14 protein-coding genes are annotated in these 14,842 nt (G+C 61.1%); 8 read left to right on the top strand and 6 right to left on the bottom strand.

All coding sequences use genetic code 11. From position 1 onward, the window contains the following. Positions 1 to 20: 20 nt before the first annotated feature. From aroC to H8695_RS01695, 5 genes are read left to right on the top strand one after another with little or no spacing between them, the layout of a single operon-like run. The gene (gene aroC, locus H8695_RS01715; protein WP_249299143.1) at positions 21 to 1,127 is read left to right on the top strand and encodes a chorismate synthase; all 1,107 of its coding nucleotides are present in this window, start codon (positions 21 to 23) and stop codon (positions 1,125 to 1,127) included. Continuing rightward, positions 1,120 to 2,238: a bifunctional chorismate mutase/prephenate dehydratase gene (locus tag H8695_RS01710; RefSeq protein ID WP_249299141.1), complete on the top strand. Its 1,119-nt coding sequence runs from the start codon at positions 1,120 to 1,122 to the stop codon at positions 2,236 to 2,238. The genes aroC and H8695_RS01710 overlap by 8 nt, the downstream gene beginning before the upstream one ends. 42 nt (positions 2,239 to 2,280) lie before the next feature. After that, positions 2,281 to 3,558 carry a 3-phosphoshikimate 1-carboxyvinyltransferase gene (gene aroA, locus H8695_RS01705; protein WP_249299136.1) on the top strand — a complete coding sequence of 426 codons (1,278 nt, stop codon included), beginning with the start codon at positions 2,281 to 2,283 and terminating at the stop codon, positions 3,556 to 3,558. Continuing rightward, the gene (gene aroE / locus H8695_RS01700; RefSeq protein WP_249299134.1) at positions 3,555 to 4,910 is read left to right on the top strand and encodes a shikimate dehydrogenase; all 1,356 of its coding nucleotides are present in this window, start codon (positions 3,555 to 3,557) and stop codon (positions 4,908 to 4,910) included. Before aroA ends, aroE begins: the two co-directional genes overlap by 4 nt. 55 nt (positions 4,911 to 4,965) lie before the next feature. Further along, on the top strand, positions 4,966 to 6,357 hold the full coding sequence (locus H8695_RS01695) for an alanine/glycine:cation symporter family protein (protein ID WP_488154040.1): 1,392 nt from the start codon (positions 4,966 to 4,968) through the stop codon (positions 6,355 to 6,357). 104 nt (positions 6,358 to 6,461) lie between these two features. Here H8695_RS01695 and H8695_RS01690 read toward each other — a convergent pair whose 3' ends face one another. The 6 genes from H8695_RS01690 to H8695_RS01665 all read right to left on the bottom strand — a co-directional run bounded on the left by H8695_RS01690 (position 6,462) and on the right by H8695_RS01665 (position 10,775). Beyond that, the gene (locus tag H8695_RS01690; protein ID WP_249299130.1) at positions 6,462 to 7,229 is read right to left on the bottom strand and encodes a DUF5131 family protein; all 768 of its coding nucleotides are present in this window, start codon (positions 7,227 to 7,229) and stop codon (positions 6,462 to 6,464) included. 3 nt (positions 7,230 to 7,232) lie between these two features. Then, positions 7,233 to 7,973, bottom strand: a complete 741-nt coding sequence (locus tag H8695_RS01685) for a YaaA family protein (RefSeq protein ID WP_249299129.1) — start codon at positions 7,971 to 7,973, stop codon at positions 7,233 to 7,235. A 14-nt stretch (positions 7,974 to 7,987) separates the two neighbouring features. Next, a complete protein-coding gene (locus tag H8695_RS01680; RefSeq protein WP_249299128.1) occupies positions 7,988 to 8,878 on the bottom strand; it encodes a tocopherol cyclase family protein in 891 nt (296 codons plus the stop codon). Positions 8,879 to 8,974: 96 nt separating this feature from the next. Next, complete coding sequence (locus H8695_RS01675; protein WP_249299127.1) at positions 8,975 to 9,295, bottom strand: rhodanese-like domain-containing protein; 321 nt, start codon at positions 9,293 to 9,295, stop codon at positions 8,975 to 8,977. Positions 9,296 to 9,307: 12 nt separating this feature from the next. Then, on the bottom strand, positions 9,308 to 9,787 hold the full coding sequence (locus H8695_RS01670) for a YbaK/EbsC family protein (protein WP_249299125.1): 480 nt from the start codon (positions 9,785 to 9,787) through the stop codon (positions 9,308 to 9,310). A 70-nt stretch (positions 9,788 to 9,857) separates the two neighbouring features. Continuing rightward, positions 9,858 to 10,775 carry an AEC family transporter gene (locus H8695_RS01665; protein WP_249299123.1) on the bottom strand — a complete coding sequence of 306 codons (918 nt, stop codon included), beginning with the start codon at positions 10,773 to 10,775 and terminating at the stop codon, positions 9,858 to 9,860. A 267-nt stretch (positions 10,776 to 11,042) separates the two neighbouring features. On the opposite strand from H8695_RS01665, the gene H8695_RS01660 reads away from it, so the two are divergent. From H8695_RS01660 to H8695_RS01650, 3 genes are read left to right on the top strand one after another with little or no spacing between them, the layout of a single operon-like run. After that, positions 11,043 to 12,545: a spore germination protein gene (locus tag H8695_RS01660; protein ID WP_249299121.1), complete on the top strand. Its 1,503-nt coding sequence runs from the start codon at positions 11,043 to 11,045 to the stop codon at positions 12,543 to 12,545. Continuing rightward, the gene (locus tag H8695_RS01655) at positions 12,538 to 13,734 is read left to right on the top strand and encodes a Ger(x)C family spore germination protein (protein ID WP_249299118.1); all 1,197 of its coding nucleotides are present in this window, start codon (positions 12,538 to 12,540) and stop codon (positions 13,732 to 13,734) included. Before H8695_RS01660 ends, H8695_RS01655 begins: the two co-directional genes overlap by 8 nt. Continuing rightward, complete coding sequence (locus tag H8695_RS01650) at positions 13,731 to 14,816, top strand: GerAB/ArcD/ProY family transporter (RefSeq protein WP_249299116.1); 1,086 nt, start codon at positions 13,731 to 13,733, stop codon at positions 14,814 to 14,816. Before H8695_RS01655 ends, H8695_RS01650 begins: the two co-directional genes overlap by 4 nt. Positions 14,817 to 14,842: the final 26 nt, after the last annotated feature.

Here is a 14,842-nt window from a genome sequence, read left to right as displayed (position 1 = left end):
CTGAACAGGAGGGCCTTTGCATGTCATCCATCTATGGTAATCAGCTTCGCATATCCATTTTCGGCGAGTCGCACGGCGAGGCCATCGGCACGGTTGTCGATGGGTTTCCCGCCGGCGTTGCGGTGGATTTTGACTTCATCCGTGCGCAGATGGCACGCCGGCGTCCGTCGGGCGGCGCCTTTTCCACTAAGCGTCACGAGACCGACGACTTTCGTATTCTCTCCGGCATTCGCGACGGGCGCACCACGGGCGCGCCCATCTGCGCCGTCATGGAGAATGGCGACACCCACTCGCAGGACTATGACAATCTGACCGACATGCCGCGGCCCTCCCACGCCGACTATCCCGCGATGGTCCGTTACAAGGGGGCAAACGACCCGCGCGGAGGCGGCCACTTTTCCGCCCGGCTGACTGCTCCTCTGGTCTTCGCGGGGAGCCTGTGCCGCTCCTTTCTGCGCACACGCGGCATCGAGCTGATCGCCCACATCGCGAGCATCGCCGACGTCGCGGACGAGGTGTTCGACCTCTGCCGAATCGGCGGCGGTGAGGCCGAGCGCATCGCGCAAAACGAGCTGCCCGTTCTCTCGGCTGAGGCGGGCGAACGCATGCTCGCGCTCATACGCGCTGCCCGCTCGGCTGGTGATACGCTCGGCGGTGTCGTCGAGTGCGCCGTGACGGGAATGAAGCCCGGCTGCGGCTCGCCGATGTTTGGCAGCGTGGAATCGGCCCTCTCGTCGCTTCTCTTCTCCATTCCCGCCGTCAAGGGCGTGGAGTTCGGTTCGGGCTTCGGCATTGCCGCTCTTCGCGGCAGCGAGGCAAACGACCCCTACTACAGCGAAAACGACCAGATCAAAACCCGCTTCAACCACAACGGCGGCATTCTCGGCGGCATCACCACCGGCATGCCAATTGTCTTTCGCGCAGCGTTCAAGCCCATCTCCTCCATTGCGCAGCCCCAGCGCACACTCAATCTCAAAAGCGGCAACGAGGAGACGCTTGTCGTCCGCGGCCGGCACGACATCTGCGTTGTGCCCCGCGCCGTGCCGGTGGTGGAGAATGCCGCAGCCATCGCCGTGTGTGATCTGCTGCTCGAGGAGTACGGCTATGAGGGACTTGCCAATGTCTGATTTGAATGCCATCCGGCAGACCATCAACCGCATCGACGGAGAACTCACCCGTCTCTTCGCCGAGCGCATGGGCTGCGCGCTCGACGTCGCGCGCAGTAAGCTTGAAAACGGCGGCGCCATTTTAAACCGCGAGCGCGAGGCCGCCATCCACGAGAGTCTGCGTACCCGGTTCCCACAGGAGCTTCAGGGCGCCGGCGACTCCTTTTTCACCACGCTCATTCTCCTCTCGCGCGAGCGGCAGTACCGCGCGTTTGTCGACGCGGGGCGGCTCCCCGCCTGCATGTCGGCGCTCACACAGGCTCAGCCCAAAGACAGCTGCGCCTACTACGGCTCTTTCGGCTCCTGGTCCCACCAGGCGGCCTGCAAACTTCTGCCGCAGGCGGCTCTTCAAAGCGCTGTCGACTTTGAGCAGGTCTTTCGTCTTGTCGGTTCGGGCGAAGTCGACTGCGGCGTCGTGCCCATTGAAAATTCCACTGCCGGTACGGTGCGCGAGGTCTACGATCTGCTGCTGAGGCACCGGCTCTCCATTGTCGAGGCGACCACGCTCGACATCGAGTACTGCCTCGTCTCCACCGGTTCCGACGACACTGTCCGCGAGGTCTACTCTCATCCGCAGGCGCTCTCCCAGTGTGCCGCATGGCTCAAGGAGCGCGCTCTGACGCCTCGCTCCTGCTCGGATACGGCCGGAGCCGCTGCGCTGGTGCAGGAGCGCGGCGACCCCGGTATTGCGGCGCTGTGCAACCGCTTTACAGCCGAACATCTCGCCCTGCCCGTTCTGCACAGCGGCATCCGCGATGCCGCCTCGAATACCACGCGCTTCATCCGCGTTGCCCGCTCGCCGGTCTGCGGGCCCGATGCCGACACGGTCAGCGTCGTTTTGCACACTCCCCACGAGCGCGGCGCGCTCGCCTTTGTGCTCGACGTCTTTCGCGACTACGGCGTGAACCTGCTCAAGATCGAGTCGCGCCCCATGCCGGAGAGCCCTTTTACCTACTCCTTTTATCTTGACTTTTCGGGCAGCCTGCGCGACAAGAACATCCAGGCAATCCTGCTGCAGCTCGAGTGTGAGCTGCCTTTCTTCAAGCTCCTGGGCAATTACCGGGAGCTGTAAATTCACACATTTGCGGGACAACCCGCTACCGAGGTGACTGTCATGCTCATTACTCCCAAGCGCCCGCTCTTCGGGTGCGTCGCCGTGCCGGGCGACAAGTCGATTTCTCACCGCGCGCTGCTCTTCTCGGCTCTCGCCGAGGGGGACAGCCACATTCAAAATTTTCTGAGCACCGGCGACTGCCTGTCGACCATGGCCTGCCTGCGCCGCCTGGGAATCGACATCGACCACCACGGCACCGAGGTCACGGTACACGGACGGGGACTTCACGGTCTCAAAGCGCCCACGGCGCTTCTCGACTGCGGAAACTCCGGTACGACCACCCGCCTGCTCGCGGGTATTCTGTGCGGCTGTGAATTTGAGAGCACGCTCGACGGCGACGCCTCTCTGCGCCGCCGCCCGATGGAGCGCATCATCACCCCGCTCTCTCAGATGGGGGCCACCGTCTCGGGCATGGGCGGCTGCTGTCCGCTGACCGTGCGCGGGGGGAACCTGCGCCCAATTCACTACCAGTCCCCCGTGGCTTCGGCCCAGCTCAAGAGCGCCGTTCTTCTCGCCGGGCTCTTCGCCGACGGGGAGACCTCGGTCACCGAGCCCGCGCTCTCGCGCAACCACACGGAGCTTATGCTTCGTGAAATGGGCGCTGAGGTGCGCATCGACGGCTGCACAGCCGCCGTCCGCGGACTTCCCACACTGCACGCCTGCGACATCACGGTGCCGGGCGACATCTCCTCGGCCGCCTTTCTGATCGTCGCGACTCTCATTCTCGCCGAGTCGGAGATTGTGCTGACCAACGTCGGTGTCAATGAGACCCGCACCGGACTTCTTGACGTGCTTCGCGAGATGGGCGCCGACATTGAGATCTTCAATCGCCGCGGCGGCTGTGAACCGGTGGCCGATCTGCTCGTGCGCGCCTCCACGCTGCATGGCGTCAAGGTCGGCGGAGACATCATCCCGCGCATGATCGACGAGATTCCCATTCTCGCCGTGGCTGCCCTGTTTGCAAGCGGCACGACAGTCATCCGCGATGCTGAGGAGCTCAAGGTCAAGGAGACCAACCGCCTGAGTGCCATCGCTGAGGAGCTGAAAAAGTGCGGCGCGCACATTGAGACGACCGCCGACGGGCTTGTCATTGAGGGCGGCCACCCGCTGCACGCGGCCGCTTTCTCCTCTCACGGAGACCACCGCATGGCCATGAGTGAAGCGGTTCTGGCTCTGCGCCTTGACGAGCCCTCGGCCATTGACGACTTTGCCTGCGCCGAGATCTCCTACCCCGACTTTCTCGGCACCATTGCAAGGCTGACGGAGGAGAGCCTATGACCTTTGAACAGTTCCTGCAATACCGGCCGACGCGGCGCACTTTTGCACTCTTCGGCCACCCCGTGGAGCACTCGGTTTCCCCCGAGCTCCACACTTTTTTATTGGGGCGCGCCGGCATCGATGCCGACTACATAGCCATCGACGTGCCGCCGGAGTCCCTCGGCGCCGCGGTGGCGCGCGCGCGGGAGATTCTCTCAGGCTTCAACGTCACCATCCCCCACAAACAGGCCATCCTCCCCCTGCTCGATGGCTGCGACGACCGTGTGCGCGCGCTCGGCGCGTGCAACACCGTCCGGGTCGAAGCGGGGCGGCTCACTGGATACAACACCGATTTTGACGGTTTTGCGCGGGCACTCGAGCGCGACTATGACCCGGCGGGAAAATCCGCTCTGCTGCTCGGCGCCGGCGGCGTGGCGCAGGTGATCGCGCGTGTTCTGCACGCGCAGGGCGCCCGGCTCTGTGTGGCGGCGCGCCGACCGGAGCAGGCACACGCTCTCGCCGAGGCCTGCGGCGCGCACAGCACCGGGTTCGACTCGCTGCCAAGCGCTTCTTTCTCCCTTGTCGTCAACGCGACGCCGGTGGGAATGTCGCCGGCTGAAAACGGCTTGCCGGCTGCGCTGCCCGACGGCGTGCAGTATGTGTTCGACACCATCTACAACCCGCCGCTGACCCGGCTTCTGCGCGAGGCCCGCTCGTGCGGCGCACGCGGGCAAAACGGCCTTGCGATGCTCGTGATTCAGGGCGCGGCCGCCGAGGACATCTGGCTTGACACCCACACGCCCGAGCCGATTCTTCTCGACGCCGAGCGTCTCCTGCTCGCCCGGCTTGCACAAAAGCGGCTTTTGCAGATTCACGGCCGCCGGAACATCGCCCTGTCCGGCTTCATGGGCTGCGGCAAGTCCACGGTGGGCCGCGCGCTCGCCGACGCTCTGGGCTTTGACTTTGTGGATGCGGACGTCGAAATTGAGCGGGTACATGGCCCAATCAGCGAAATCTTCCGCACACAGGGAGAACCCGCTTTTCGCAGGCTGGAATCGGCCTGTCTTACGCAGCTCGCCGGTCGCGAGCGCACCGTAATTGCACTCGGCGGGGGGGCCATGGTCTTCCCGCAGAACTTTGAGCTTTTACGGGAGCGCTGTCTCGTGTGCTGGCTCGACGTCCCCGTGGAATTCTGCCACCGGAATCTGATCGGCGATACGACGCGTCCACTTTTGCGGCATGAAGACCTGCTCGGCGGCATAAGTATGTTATACCGGCAGCGCCGGACGCACTATGAGCGAAACTGCCACCTCGCGCTGCGCGCGGATGCTCCGGTGGAGCAGGTGGTGCGCGCCCTGCTCAGCGAAATATAGCCCCGCAGGAAGGTGGAATACACGCTTGGAAGCACTCACAAATTTTTTCACAACCATCGGCGAGCGTCTCGCACCGGTCGCCCGCGGCTTTGAGAATGTCGTCAATACGGTCAACGCCTTTGTCTGGGGGCCGTTTATGCTGGTGCTGCTCGTGGGCACCGGTATTTTCTTTACGGTTCGGTGTAACTTTTTACAGATCAAACGGTTCTTTTTCATCTGCAAGAACACCATCGGCTCCCTCTTCGGCGGCAGCGGCCGCCGCTCGGGCAAGCGGGGCATCTCCCCCTTTCAGGCGCTGACGACAGCGCTCGCGGGAACCATCGGTACGGGCAACATCGTCGGCGTCGCCACCGCGATCATTGCCGGCGGGCCGGGCGCGCTGTTCTGGATGTGGGTATCGGCGTTCTTCGGCATGGCCACCAAATACGCCGAGATTGTGCTCGCCATCAAATTCCGTACGGTCAATGAACGCGGCGAGTATGTGGGCGGGCCCATGTACTACATTGAAAAGGGGTTGCATCTCAAGCCCCTCGCCGTCGTGTTCGCGCTGTTTGCCGCGCTCGCCTCTTTCGGCATCGGCAACATGACCCAGGTCAATTCCATCTCGGCGAATCTCAGGGCCACTTTCCACATCCCTCCCCTTGTCACAGGGCTTGTGGCTGCGCTCATCGTAGGGCTTGTCATTCTCGGGGGGATCCGCCGCATCGGCAGCGTCACCGAGAAGATGGTACCCTTTATGGCCATTCCCTATCTGCTTGGCGGTGTCGCCATTCTGGTGGTCAACCGCGCGGCTCTGCCCGACGCGCTCTCACTTGTGTTTCGTGAGGCGTTCAGCTTTCGCGCCGTCGGCGGTGGTGTTGCGGGCTATGTGATCTTCAATGCCATGAAATACGGCGTCGCGCGCGGCGTCTTCTCCAATGAGGCCGGTCTCGGCTCGGCCCCCATCGTACACGCTGCGGCGGATGTGGATCACCCGGTCAAGCAGGGCGTCTGGGGCGTGTTCGAGGTCTTCTTTGACACCATACTCGGCTGCTCGGTCACGGCGTTTGCCATTCTGACTTCGGGGCTGCTCGGCAGCGGAATCGGCGACGCGGAGATCAGTTCGGCCGCGTTTGAACTTGCTTTTCCGGGCTTTGGCAGCATCTTTGTCACCGTGGCGATGGTCTTTTTCGCGTTTTCAACCATTCTCGGCTGGTCCTACTACGGCGAGCGCTGCGTTGAGTATCTCTTCGGCGGTGGTGCGACCGTGGTCTACAAGATCATCTATCTCGCCGCCATTGTGGTGGGCGCGACGCTCAATCTCTCACTGGTGTGGAAGATCGCCGATACGCTCAACGGCCTCATGGCGATTCCAAACCTCATCGCGCTTCTGGGGCTGTCCGGCGTTGTCATCAAGACCACGCGCGACTACTTTCGCCGCCCGCTGGGACAGACCAAATTAAAATAGAGGCTTTTACCTGTCAATTGAAAGGGTCCCGTAAGCTTTGCTTACCGGACCCTTTTTTCATACTCTTCGATTGCGCAAAAGCACCCTGTATCGCTGCTGAAAAATCATTCTTCGCTGTCCCGCCCATAGGGAGCGGGAACCGGCTTCTGACCGGGCGGAATGTAGTTGATGCCCGCGCGGCGCGCCTGGCTGTGCTGCAGCCGGCGCGGCACACGGTAGAGCCGCCCATCCTTGATGAAACGCGCGCCGGTCTGCTTGAACCAGAAGCGGATTCCCTGCTCCATGCACTGGCGGCGCAGATCGAGAATCCACTCGTAGTCACAGGGGCGCGCGGTGCTGCCCGACTCCCCGCCGGCGACGAGTTCGTCGACCCATGCTCCAAGTCCGGCGCGCAGGTCGATCGGCCCGAGCAGCGGCTCACAGATGATCCCCTTGTATTTGATCGGGGCCGCCTTGAGCAGAGGCAGACGATAGTCTGCCCGATCCTGGTTTTCCATGGTACAGCAGATGCGCACGTTGTCATAGCCGTCGCCCCAGTCGGGCGGCACACAGTCCATGAGCCGCTCGATGCGCTTGGTGATGAACAGAAAGGTCAAATCGCTTCTCTCACGCATCATCCGCCAGGCATCGGGGCGCCAGATGTCAGCGTCCTCCACCAGAAAGTCCGATGTGAAACAGGTGTAGACCATCTCCCCCGGCGCGACCCGGTATTCTCCGCTTCGTGTACGCTGCACGGGCAGATTGAAATCTGCGGTCTTTGTGACAATATTCGGCGTTCTGCCGTGGCGCTCATCCGAGCGATAGACATAGCAGTTGAGACACCCCGCACTCTTGCGGTGGCACCCGTGCCAGAGATTCCAGGTAACCGACATGTCTCACCTCTCCTGCAAAAAGGTCATAATCCGCCCGTCCGACAGCGCAGGCGCGTAGCGGTAGCCATTCCAGTCAAATTCCATGACGCCGCCGAGATCGTCGATGCGGTTTTGAATCACGTGGCGCGCCATTTCCCCGCGCGCCATCTTCGCCTCGGTCGGCAAGACCACCCACCGCCCGCGCCGTGAGACGAGAAAACGCGCGCTCACCATACGGTCACGCGGGCGCAAATAGGGCGATACCGCTCTCTCGTACTCGCCCGACGCGAGACTGAGCACCGGCTCGCCCCGCTCAAACAGATCTCGGTACAGCCGGTCACCCCAGAAGCCGTATAAGTCGCGCCCCTCCACCCGAAGCCGGGTCTGCATCTCGAGACGATGGGGAGAAATGCCGTCCGACGGGCGCAGAGAACCGTACAGTGCGCTCAAAATACGCAGATGACCGTCGGCATAGGCATAGTCCTGCGCGGTGAATGAGGCTGCGTTCAAATGGGTGTAGGCGATGCCGTAATAGCCGGCGGCCGCCGGTGTGCCCGCTGCGTCCATATCAAAGTCACGGTAAGCTGCAAAGGCCCGAAGCGCAATCTCGGAATTGCAGCGCAGAAGACTCTCAAGCTGCCACGGGCTGCGTCTGCGAAGTTCGTCCACCAGCTGCCGCGTCTCAGGCAGAAAGCGCGGCTGTCTCGCCTCAACCGGCGCCTGGGCCGCGCGCATATTCAGTGCGGGTGAGAGAAAAATGAGCATATAGTCGCCTCCTGTCACCCATTATACCGGCTTGCGGTCAGGCTGTCCACCCGCTCAAAGGCTGCACTGTCACAGGTGTTCTCCCAAAGTACGCGTTCCCCCCGCAGCAGGCGCAGGCGCACCGTGCAGCGCGCCGCCTCGTGGATGACGCAGCTCATCGCGCCGCCGAGCGGCGCACGCAGCGGCTGGGTCTGCCCCGCAAGGCGCTGCGCCTCAAAGAGCAGATTGCCCTGCCGGATTCGGATGCAGTCTTCCCGTGTCTTTTGAACCCGCGCGCCGAGATAGCTCGCAAGCCGCGTCTCCCGGCCGCCCAGCGTGAGTGCGCAAAGGCACCCGGTAAAGCGCACCGGTCCCATCGGAATCGTGGCAACGGCCGCCATGACGCTGTCACGGGGACCTGCAAAGCCGTTGCACTGCACCCAGGCATAGCTCTGGGGAAAGGAGCGCCCGCGGTCGGTTTCAATATAGCCCGCGTCCCGCTCAAAGAGATAGCGCTCCCCGTCGAGTTCCACCTCGCCGTCGACGGTGTGGCCCATGCTCACCACGCCGTGGCGGCACTCCATGAAAGGCACCGCGCAAAAGGGGCCCATGATGTCATAGCGCAGCGGCGTAAAGGGTCCGTAGGCGAGTTCTCCACGGCAGCGAAAGTCCGGCCGGTCAATGTCGATACGAGCCCCCGCCGGACCGAAGAGACAATCGCCGACCCGCAGGCGAAAGTGCCTGCGGTCCGCTGAAAAACTCTCATAGGGGTAGTCCGCCTGGTAGACGCCCCTGTGTGTGATCACCTGAACAAACGCCGTGCGCCGCCCCCGCGCATCGGCGCTCACGCCGGGAATCAGTGCGAGCGTCCCGTCCGCGTTTTGATGCTTGATGTACCACCCCTCAAAATAGCGCCTGCCGTACATGCAGTCCCCTCCATATCAAAATCCATCGGATTATTATGGGGCCGCAGAGGCGTCAATATCCAAAAGAGGACGGCATTTGCCGTCCTCTCTTTTGTTCTAGGGCAGGTTGCGCCCATAGGGCCAGTTTTCGATGCCCCCGAGATCGTAGACTCTACGGTAGCCGAGGCCCGTCAGCAGCAGCGCGGCGCGTCTGCTGCGGCTGCCGCTTGCGCAGTAGACCAGTACCGGCTCGCCGCGATCGGGCAGCAGTTCGCCGGCATGGTCGAGAAGCTCATCCTCCGGAATTAGAATCGCGTTGCCGATGCGCCCGGTGTAATACTCGCTCTCGGTGCGCACATCGACCACGGTGCAAGATTCACTTTGCATCATCGCAAGAGCCTCCTGCGGCGTGATGCGGCAATCTGTGGGTTTTTGCATGGCACTCCCCTCTCAGTCGGCCGGCTGCCACCCCTTGCAGACATCGACGTCCCCGCGGCTGCCCGACAGGACAAAGAGTTCATCCGGAGTCAGCCGTACGGCGGAGTTGTCGCTGCCGCAGGCGGGGTACACCGTGTCGAAGCGTCGAAGCGATATGTCGGTGTAGCAGACGGCGGCCGCCGGATTGTCAAACGGGCAGACGCCGCCGACTGCATACCCGGTCAGGCGCTCCACTTCATCGGGCGGCAGCATTTTCGCCTTGCGGCCAAACTGCGCTTTGAATTTTGCGTTGTCGATCTTACTGTCCCCCGCGGTCACAAGCAATATGCACTGCTCCCCGCACTCAAAGGAGAGTGTCTTTGCAATGCGCGCAGGTTCGACCCCCACCGCCTGCGCTGCGAGCTCCACCGTTGCGCTCGACACGTCGAACATCATGACACGCTCGGCCATGCCGCGCGCTGTGAGATACTGCTTTGCTTTTTCGAGTGACATTTGATATTCCTCCCAGGCTGTTGTATTTTGCATCTTTTTCCGGCAGAGCCGGCGGCAATCCTGCGCAGGCCTAGCCAATGCCCATGGCGAGCAGCAGACCCGTGATGATGGCGACACTCAGCAGAATCGCCACCGAGTTTGTAAAGCTGGCAAGCGCTCCGTCGCCACCGCACTGCTCCGTGTAGACCGGTGTGACGGAGGTGATCGGCGCAAAAACCACAATTGCAAGCACCTGACGCACAACGAGCGGGAAAGGCGTCGCAAAGTAGAACAGTGCCGCGAGCACCGCCGCGAACCCGTAGCGGACACCAAGTGTGACGGCGGCCTGCTTGAAATAGGCTTTTTCAAAGTGAATTTCAAACATCATGCCGATCATGAGCATGGCCAGCACTCCGTTTGCCCCGCCGATGAGCGAGGTCAGCGTGACTACCGCATTGGGAACCGGGACTTTCGCAAGGCTCACCAGCAGCATGATGACATAGGTGTCAAGCGGCACCGAGGAAACGCATTTTTTGAGAAAGCCCTTTGCCGTGCCCCGCTCGCCCACTCCCAGAATGGTGGAAGTCAGCGCGTAGGAGCCGCCCATGCACATCATGGAGTTGCCGGTATCAAACATGCAGGTGGCAATGACGCCGAGCGGGCCAAGAAAGCTCTGCACAAAGGGCAGCGTAAAGCAGCCAATGTTGTAGCCCGGGTAATTGAGCATACGAAAGGCGCGCTCACCGGCAGGTTTTCCCCGGCTTGTGATGTAACCCACACCGAACATCAGTAGATTGCAGGCAAAGCCGATGACCACCAGTATCAAGAGAGAGGGCGGACTGTCGTAGGTGGCAAAGCTCGTGATGACCGCAGCGGGCAATGTGATGTTGAGCACCACTTTGGAGATGACCCGGTACTCACCCTGTTTGAACAGCCCCACCCGCTTGAGAATAAAGCCAAGAAAAATGAGAAACACAAAGCAGAATGCCCGCAGCAAAACGTCGCCCATGACAGAAAATCCCCCATCTGATTCAAAAAAATAACCTTGCATGCCATGCCTGACCATGTCTTTCGTTGTCCGCGGGGATAGAACTGCCCGCGTTCGATAGAGTGGCCATGGCTTCAGCCGTCCCGCAGGGACGAGAGCGGCCTGAAATCGATGACCATAGCCGCTCTGCGGCTTATTATATCACAAAGTTTCCGTTCGCGCCGCATTTTTGAGCGGCAAAATCGGCATACTAAGTCAAACTGCATTATCGTATGAGGAGCTGCCCGCATGAAACAGAACATCGACGGGATGAATCCCAAGGACATCAAAATACCGAAGAAACTCGATGACGCCATCGACATCATCCACTCGCTCTTCCAAAACGACCAGACCATCCGCTACCGCTTTGTCCAGAACCGGCACAACCCAAATGTACGGTTCTGCCTTGTGGTGGTGGACGCGATGGTCAATTCCCGTATCATCAATGAAAACATCATCCGCCCGCTTGCCGAGAGCGAAATTCTCACCCCCGGCGCGGGTCTTTTTGACGCCGTCTACACCCAGACACTCACCACCATTGAGCTCGCCGAGGCTGAGAATTTCGGCGATGCGCTGCCAAGTCTGCTCATGGGGGATACGCTGCTGTTCATCGACGGCTGCCCGCGCTGTGTCGGCATTGACACCAAGGGTTACTCCGCCCGCTCGGTGAGCGAGCCGCCCGGCGAAGAGATTCTCAAGGGTCCGCGAGAGGGATTCACCGAGACCATTCTCCCAAACTGTTCACTGATTCGCCGTAAGATACAGACCCACCATCTCAAATTTGAGTTCAGCCGCTGCGGCAAGAGCACCGAAACCCAGGTCTGCCTGTGCTACATCGACAACATTGCCGACCCAAAGCTCGTCGAGCGCATGCGCAGGAAAATCGACGAATATGACCTCGGCTCCATGCTCGACTCAAACTATCTTGCGGAAGTCAGCCATCTGGGCGCCCTGTCGCCGTTTAAAACCGTAGCCACCACCGAGCGGCCTGACGTGGTCGCGGCAAAGCTGCTCGAGGGGCGCGTTGCTGTTCTGGTGGACGGCACCCCGGTCGTCATCACTGCTCCCACTCTCTTCATCGAGCTCTTTCAAACCAGCGAGGACTACTACGTCAACTACATCTACGCCTCGTTTTCGAGGCTGCTGCGTCTTGTCGGCTTCTTTCTGTGCATCACCGTACCGGCGCTCTATGTGTCCATGGTTACGTTCTCCCAGGAGATGCTGCCGACCAAACTCATAGTCAGCATCTCGAATGCCCGCCAGGGCGTCCCCTTTCCCACGGTACTCGAGGCCTTTGCACTGCTGATCATCTTCGACATTCTCAAGGAGACGGGACTGCGCGGCACAACGGGCATCGGCTCGGCACTTGGCATCGTAGGCTCTCTTGTACTCGGTCAGGCCGCTGTCGAGGCGAAGTTCATCAGCGCCCCCATTGTGATTGTCATCGCATTTTCCGGCGTCACCAGTATTTTGGTGCCAAAACTCTCGGGCGCGATTCTCTTTTGCAAGTACACCATTCTCACAGCGACTGCTCTTCTCGGCATCTACGGGTTCTCTCTGGCGCTGCTCGCCATCTTTCTTCATCTGTTCTCCCTGGAGTCTTTCGGCGTGCCCTACCTCGCCTACTCCTCCGTCTCCGCACACCGCACTCTCAAGGACAGCCCGGTACGAAGCCCGTGGACTGTCATGAGGCGGCGGCCGTTCTTCGCAAGCCGCAGCAATCAAATCAGAAAGGGGCGCCGCCATGAGTAAGAGAAAACTCCTCTGCGCGGCGCTCGCGCTCAGTCTGTCGCTCGGCGGCTGTGCAGGCAACTACCGTGAAATAGAAAACATGGCCATCATCACCGGGGCAGCGCTCGACATCGGCAAGCGAGAGACCTATTCGCTCACCTATGAGCTCGTCGAGTTCGGCGGCGTCGACCCAGACTCGGCCGGAAAACCCCAGTATATCACCGTCGAGGGAGACACCCTTGCCGAGTGCGCACAGAATTTCGGGCTCATCACGGGAAAGTTCGGCTTCTGGGGCCACGCAGTCATTCTTCTGATCTCGGAACCCCTCGCGCGCGAGGGACTCACCGAACCGCTCGACTGGTTTTTAAAGCAGTCGCAGACACGGCTGAATCTCTACATCGCCGTAACATCCGGCAGTGCCAGAGCACTGCTCGAAGCGCCGCCGGTCGGCACTCAGCTCAGCGCAGGCCAGCTTGCCGATATGTTGAGTCCCCAGGTCGGCTCATCCGAGAAACACCACTTTAAGCTGTTTGAGGTCTTCAATACACTGCGCACTGGAGGGACTGCACTTTCGCTGCCCTGGTTCACGCTGCAGAACCCCGAGGACGGCTCGCAGGGCAAGCCCCTCGACGAGCAGGCCCTTGAGACTCTGCCGGAGGGCAGCGACCCGTTGATTGTCTACAGCGGTCTTGCGGTATTCGACGACGACCGTCTTGCAGGACTTCTCAACTTTGACGATGCCTTTGTCGTCCATCTGCTCAAAAACGAGCAGTCGCTTGGCGTCATCTCACATGACGGTGTCAGCATGCGCATCCAGACGTCGCACTGCTCCATCAAAAGTGAGGTCCGTGCAGGCGAGCCTTCTTTCCATGCGGAGCTGCGCCTTGGCTGCGACATCTCCCAGGCGCCCGACATCGCGCCGCTCGATGAGCGCCGCAGCGTTGAACGCATCACCTCGCAGATGGAGCTCTATCTCGAAGAGCACATCTCAAGCTCCGTTCGCCGCGTGCTGCGCGACACCCACTGCGACGTCTATGGCTTCGGCAATCTGCTTCGCATGTACCACCCGCAGGATTGGCGGGAGCTCGAGCCCCGTTTCGGCGAAGTGCTCGAACAGATTCCGCTCACGGTCACGGTGAGCATTTCCCTGACGGGCGATCCGCGCTTTACCGAACCCATTGCCCCGGCCGGAGAGGAGGATGTCACTTGAAACGAAGCCATTTTGCCCTCACCCCCCTGCAGCTTTACATTGTCGGCTTTACCCTTGTCATCTCGGGCACGGTCATTCTGACCAATGCCCTCAAGATCACGCTCTTTCCCTTTTTCGCCATCCTCATCGGCACGGTGTTTGCGCTGCCAGTCGGGTTTCTCCTCGGTGCGGCGGGTAGCATCACCGGGGGCAGGCCGCTGCGCGAGGCGCTCACCCTGGCGGTCGGAAAGCCCATTGCCGTCACGATAAGCGTTTTTGTGAGCCTGTTCTCCCTTGTTGCCGCGGCGGGGCTTCTGCAATTTATGACGGGGCTTGTCAATCTCCTGTCCGTGGTCAGCTTCCCCTCTTTCATCACCATTGCGTCGGTTCTCCTCGTTGCGGGTTACGGCGTTCACTGCGGATTTGACGCGCTCGGACGTTTTTCTCTCTTCGGCGTGCCGCTGCTGCTCGCCGGGCTTGTCCTGCTCAACATTCTCTCGTCGTCTCAGTTTGACTTCCGCTATCTGCTGCCAATGGTCCCCGACTGGAGCAGCCTCTTTGACGGTGCGGCCGTCACGCTGCTGATTCCCTTTACGCTGCCCATCCTGCTCATCAATCTCACAGGCAGCTTTCCCAAAGGTAAGAAATCCACAAAGCCCCTTGTACTCTCCTTTGCCACAGGCGGCGTCTTTCTTGCTCTTGTGGCGCTGCGCGATGTCCTGGTTCTCGGCTCGCCGACTGTTTCGGCGGCCGCCTATCCCACCATAGCGGCGCTGAGTGTGCTGCGCATCGACTCGGTGCTCGAGCGCATTGACGCGATTATCTGCGCAGCCTATTTCATTTTTATGATGGTTGCACTGATTGCCTGTCTGTGCTCGGCTGTTGAGGGGTTTGCCTCTCTCACGCCGCGCATCCGGCGCCCGGTGTGGACGTGGGGGCTCTGCGCTGTACTCTTTGTGCTTCTCTTCTGGGTAAGGCCGGCGCCGCTGCTGAACCTCTCCGTGATTCTCCATCTGCGCTATTTGCTGCTCGCCGTGTTTCTCCTGATCCCTGCCGCCTGCTTTGGCTGTCTGTTCTACGGGCGCAGGAAAGGAAGACTGTAACATCTGAAAGAAAAAAGGAGCTGTCG

The organism is Feifania hominis (assembly GCF_014384765.1).
GTDB lineage: Bacteria > Bacillota > Clostridia > Oscillospirales > Feifaniaceae > Feifania > Feifania hominis.
The sequence above is the reverse complement of the archived record's forward strand: the minus strand, read 5'-3'. Positions and strand labels throughout refer to the sequence as shown.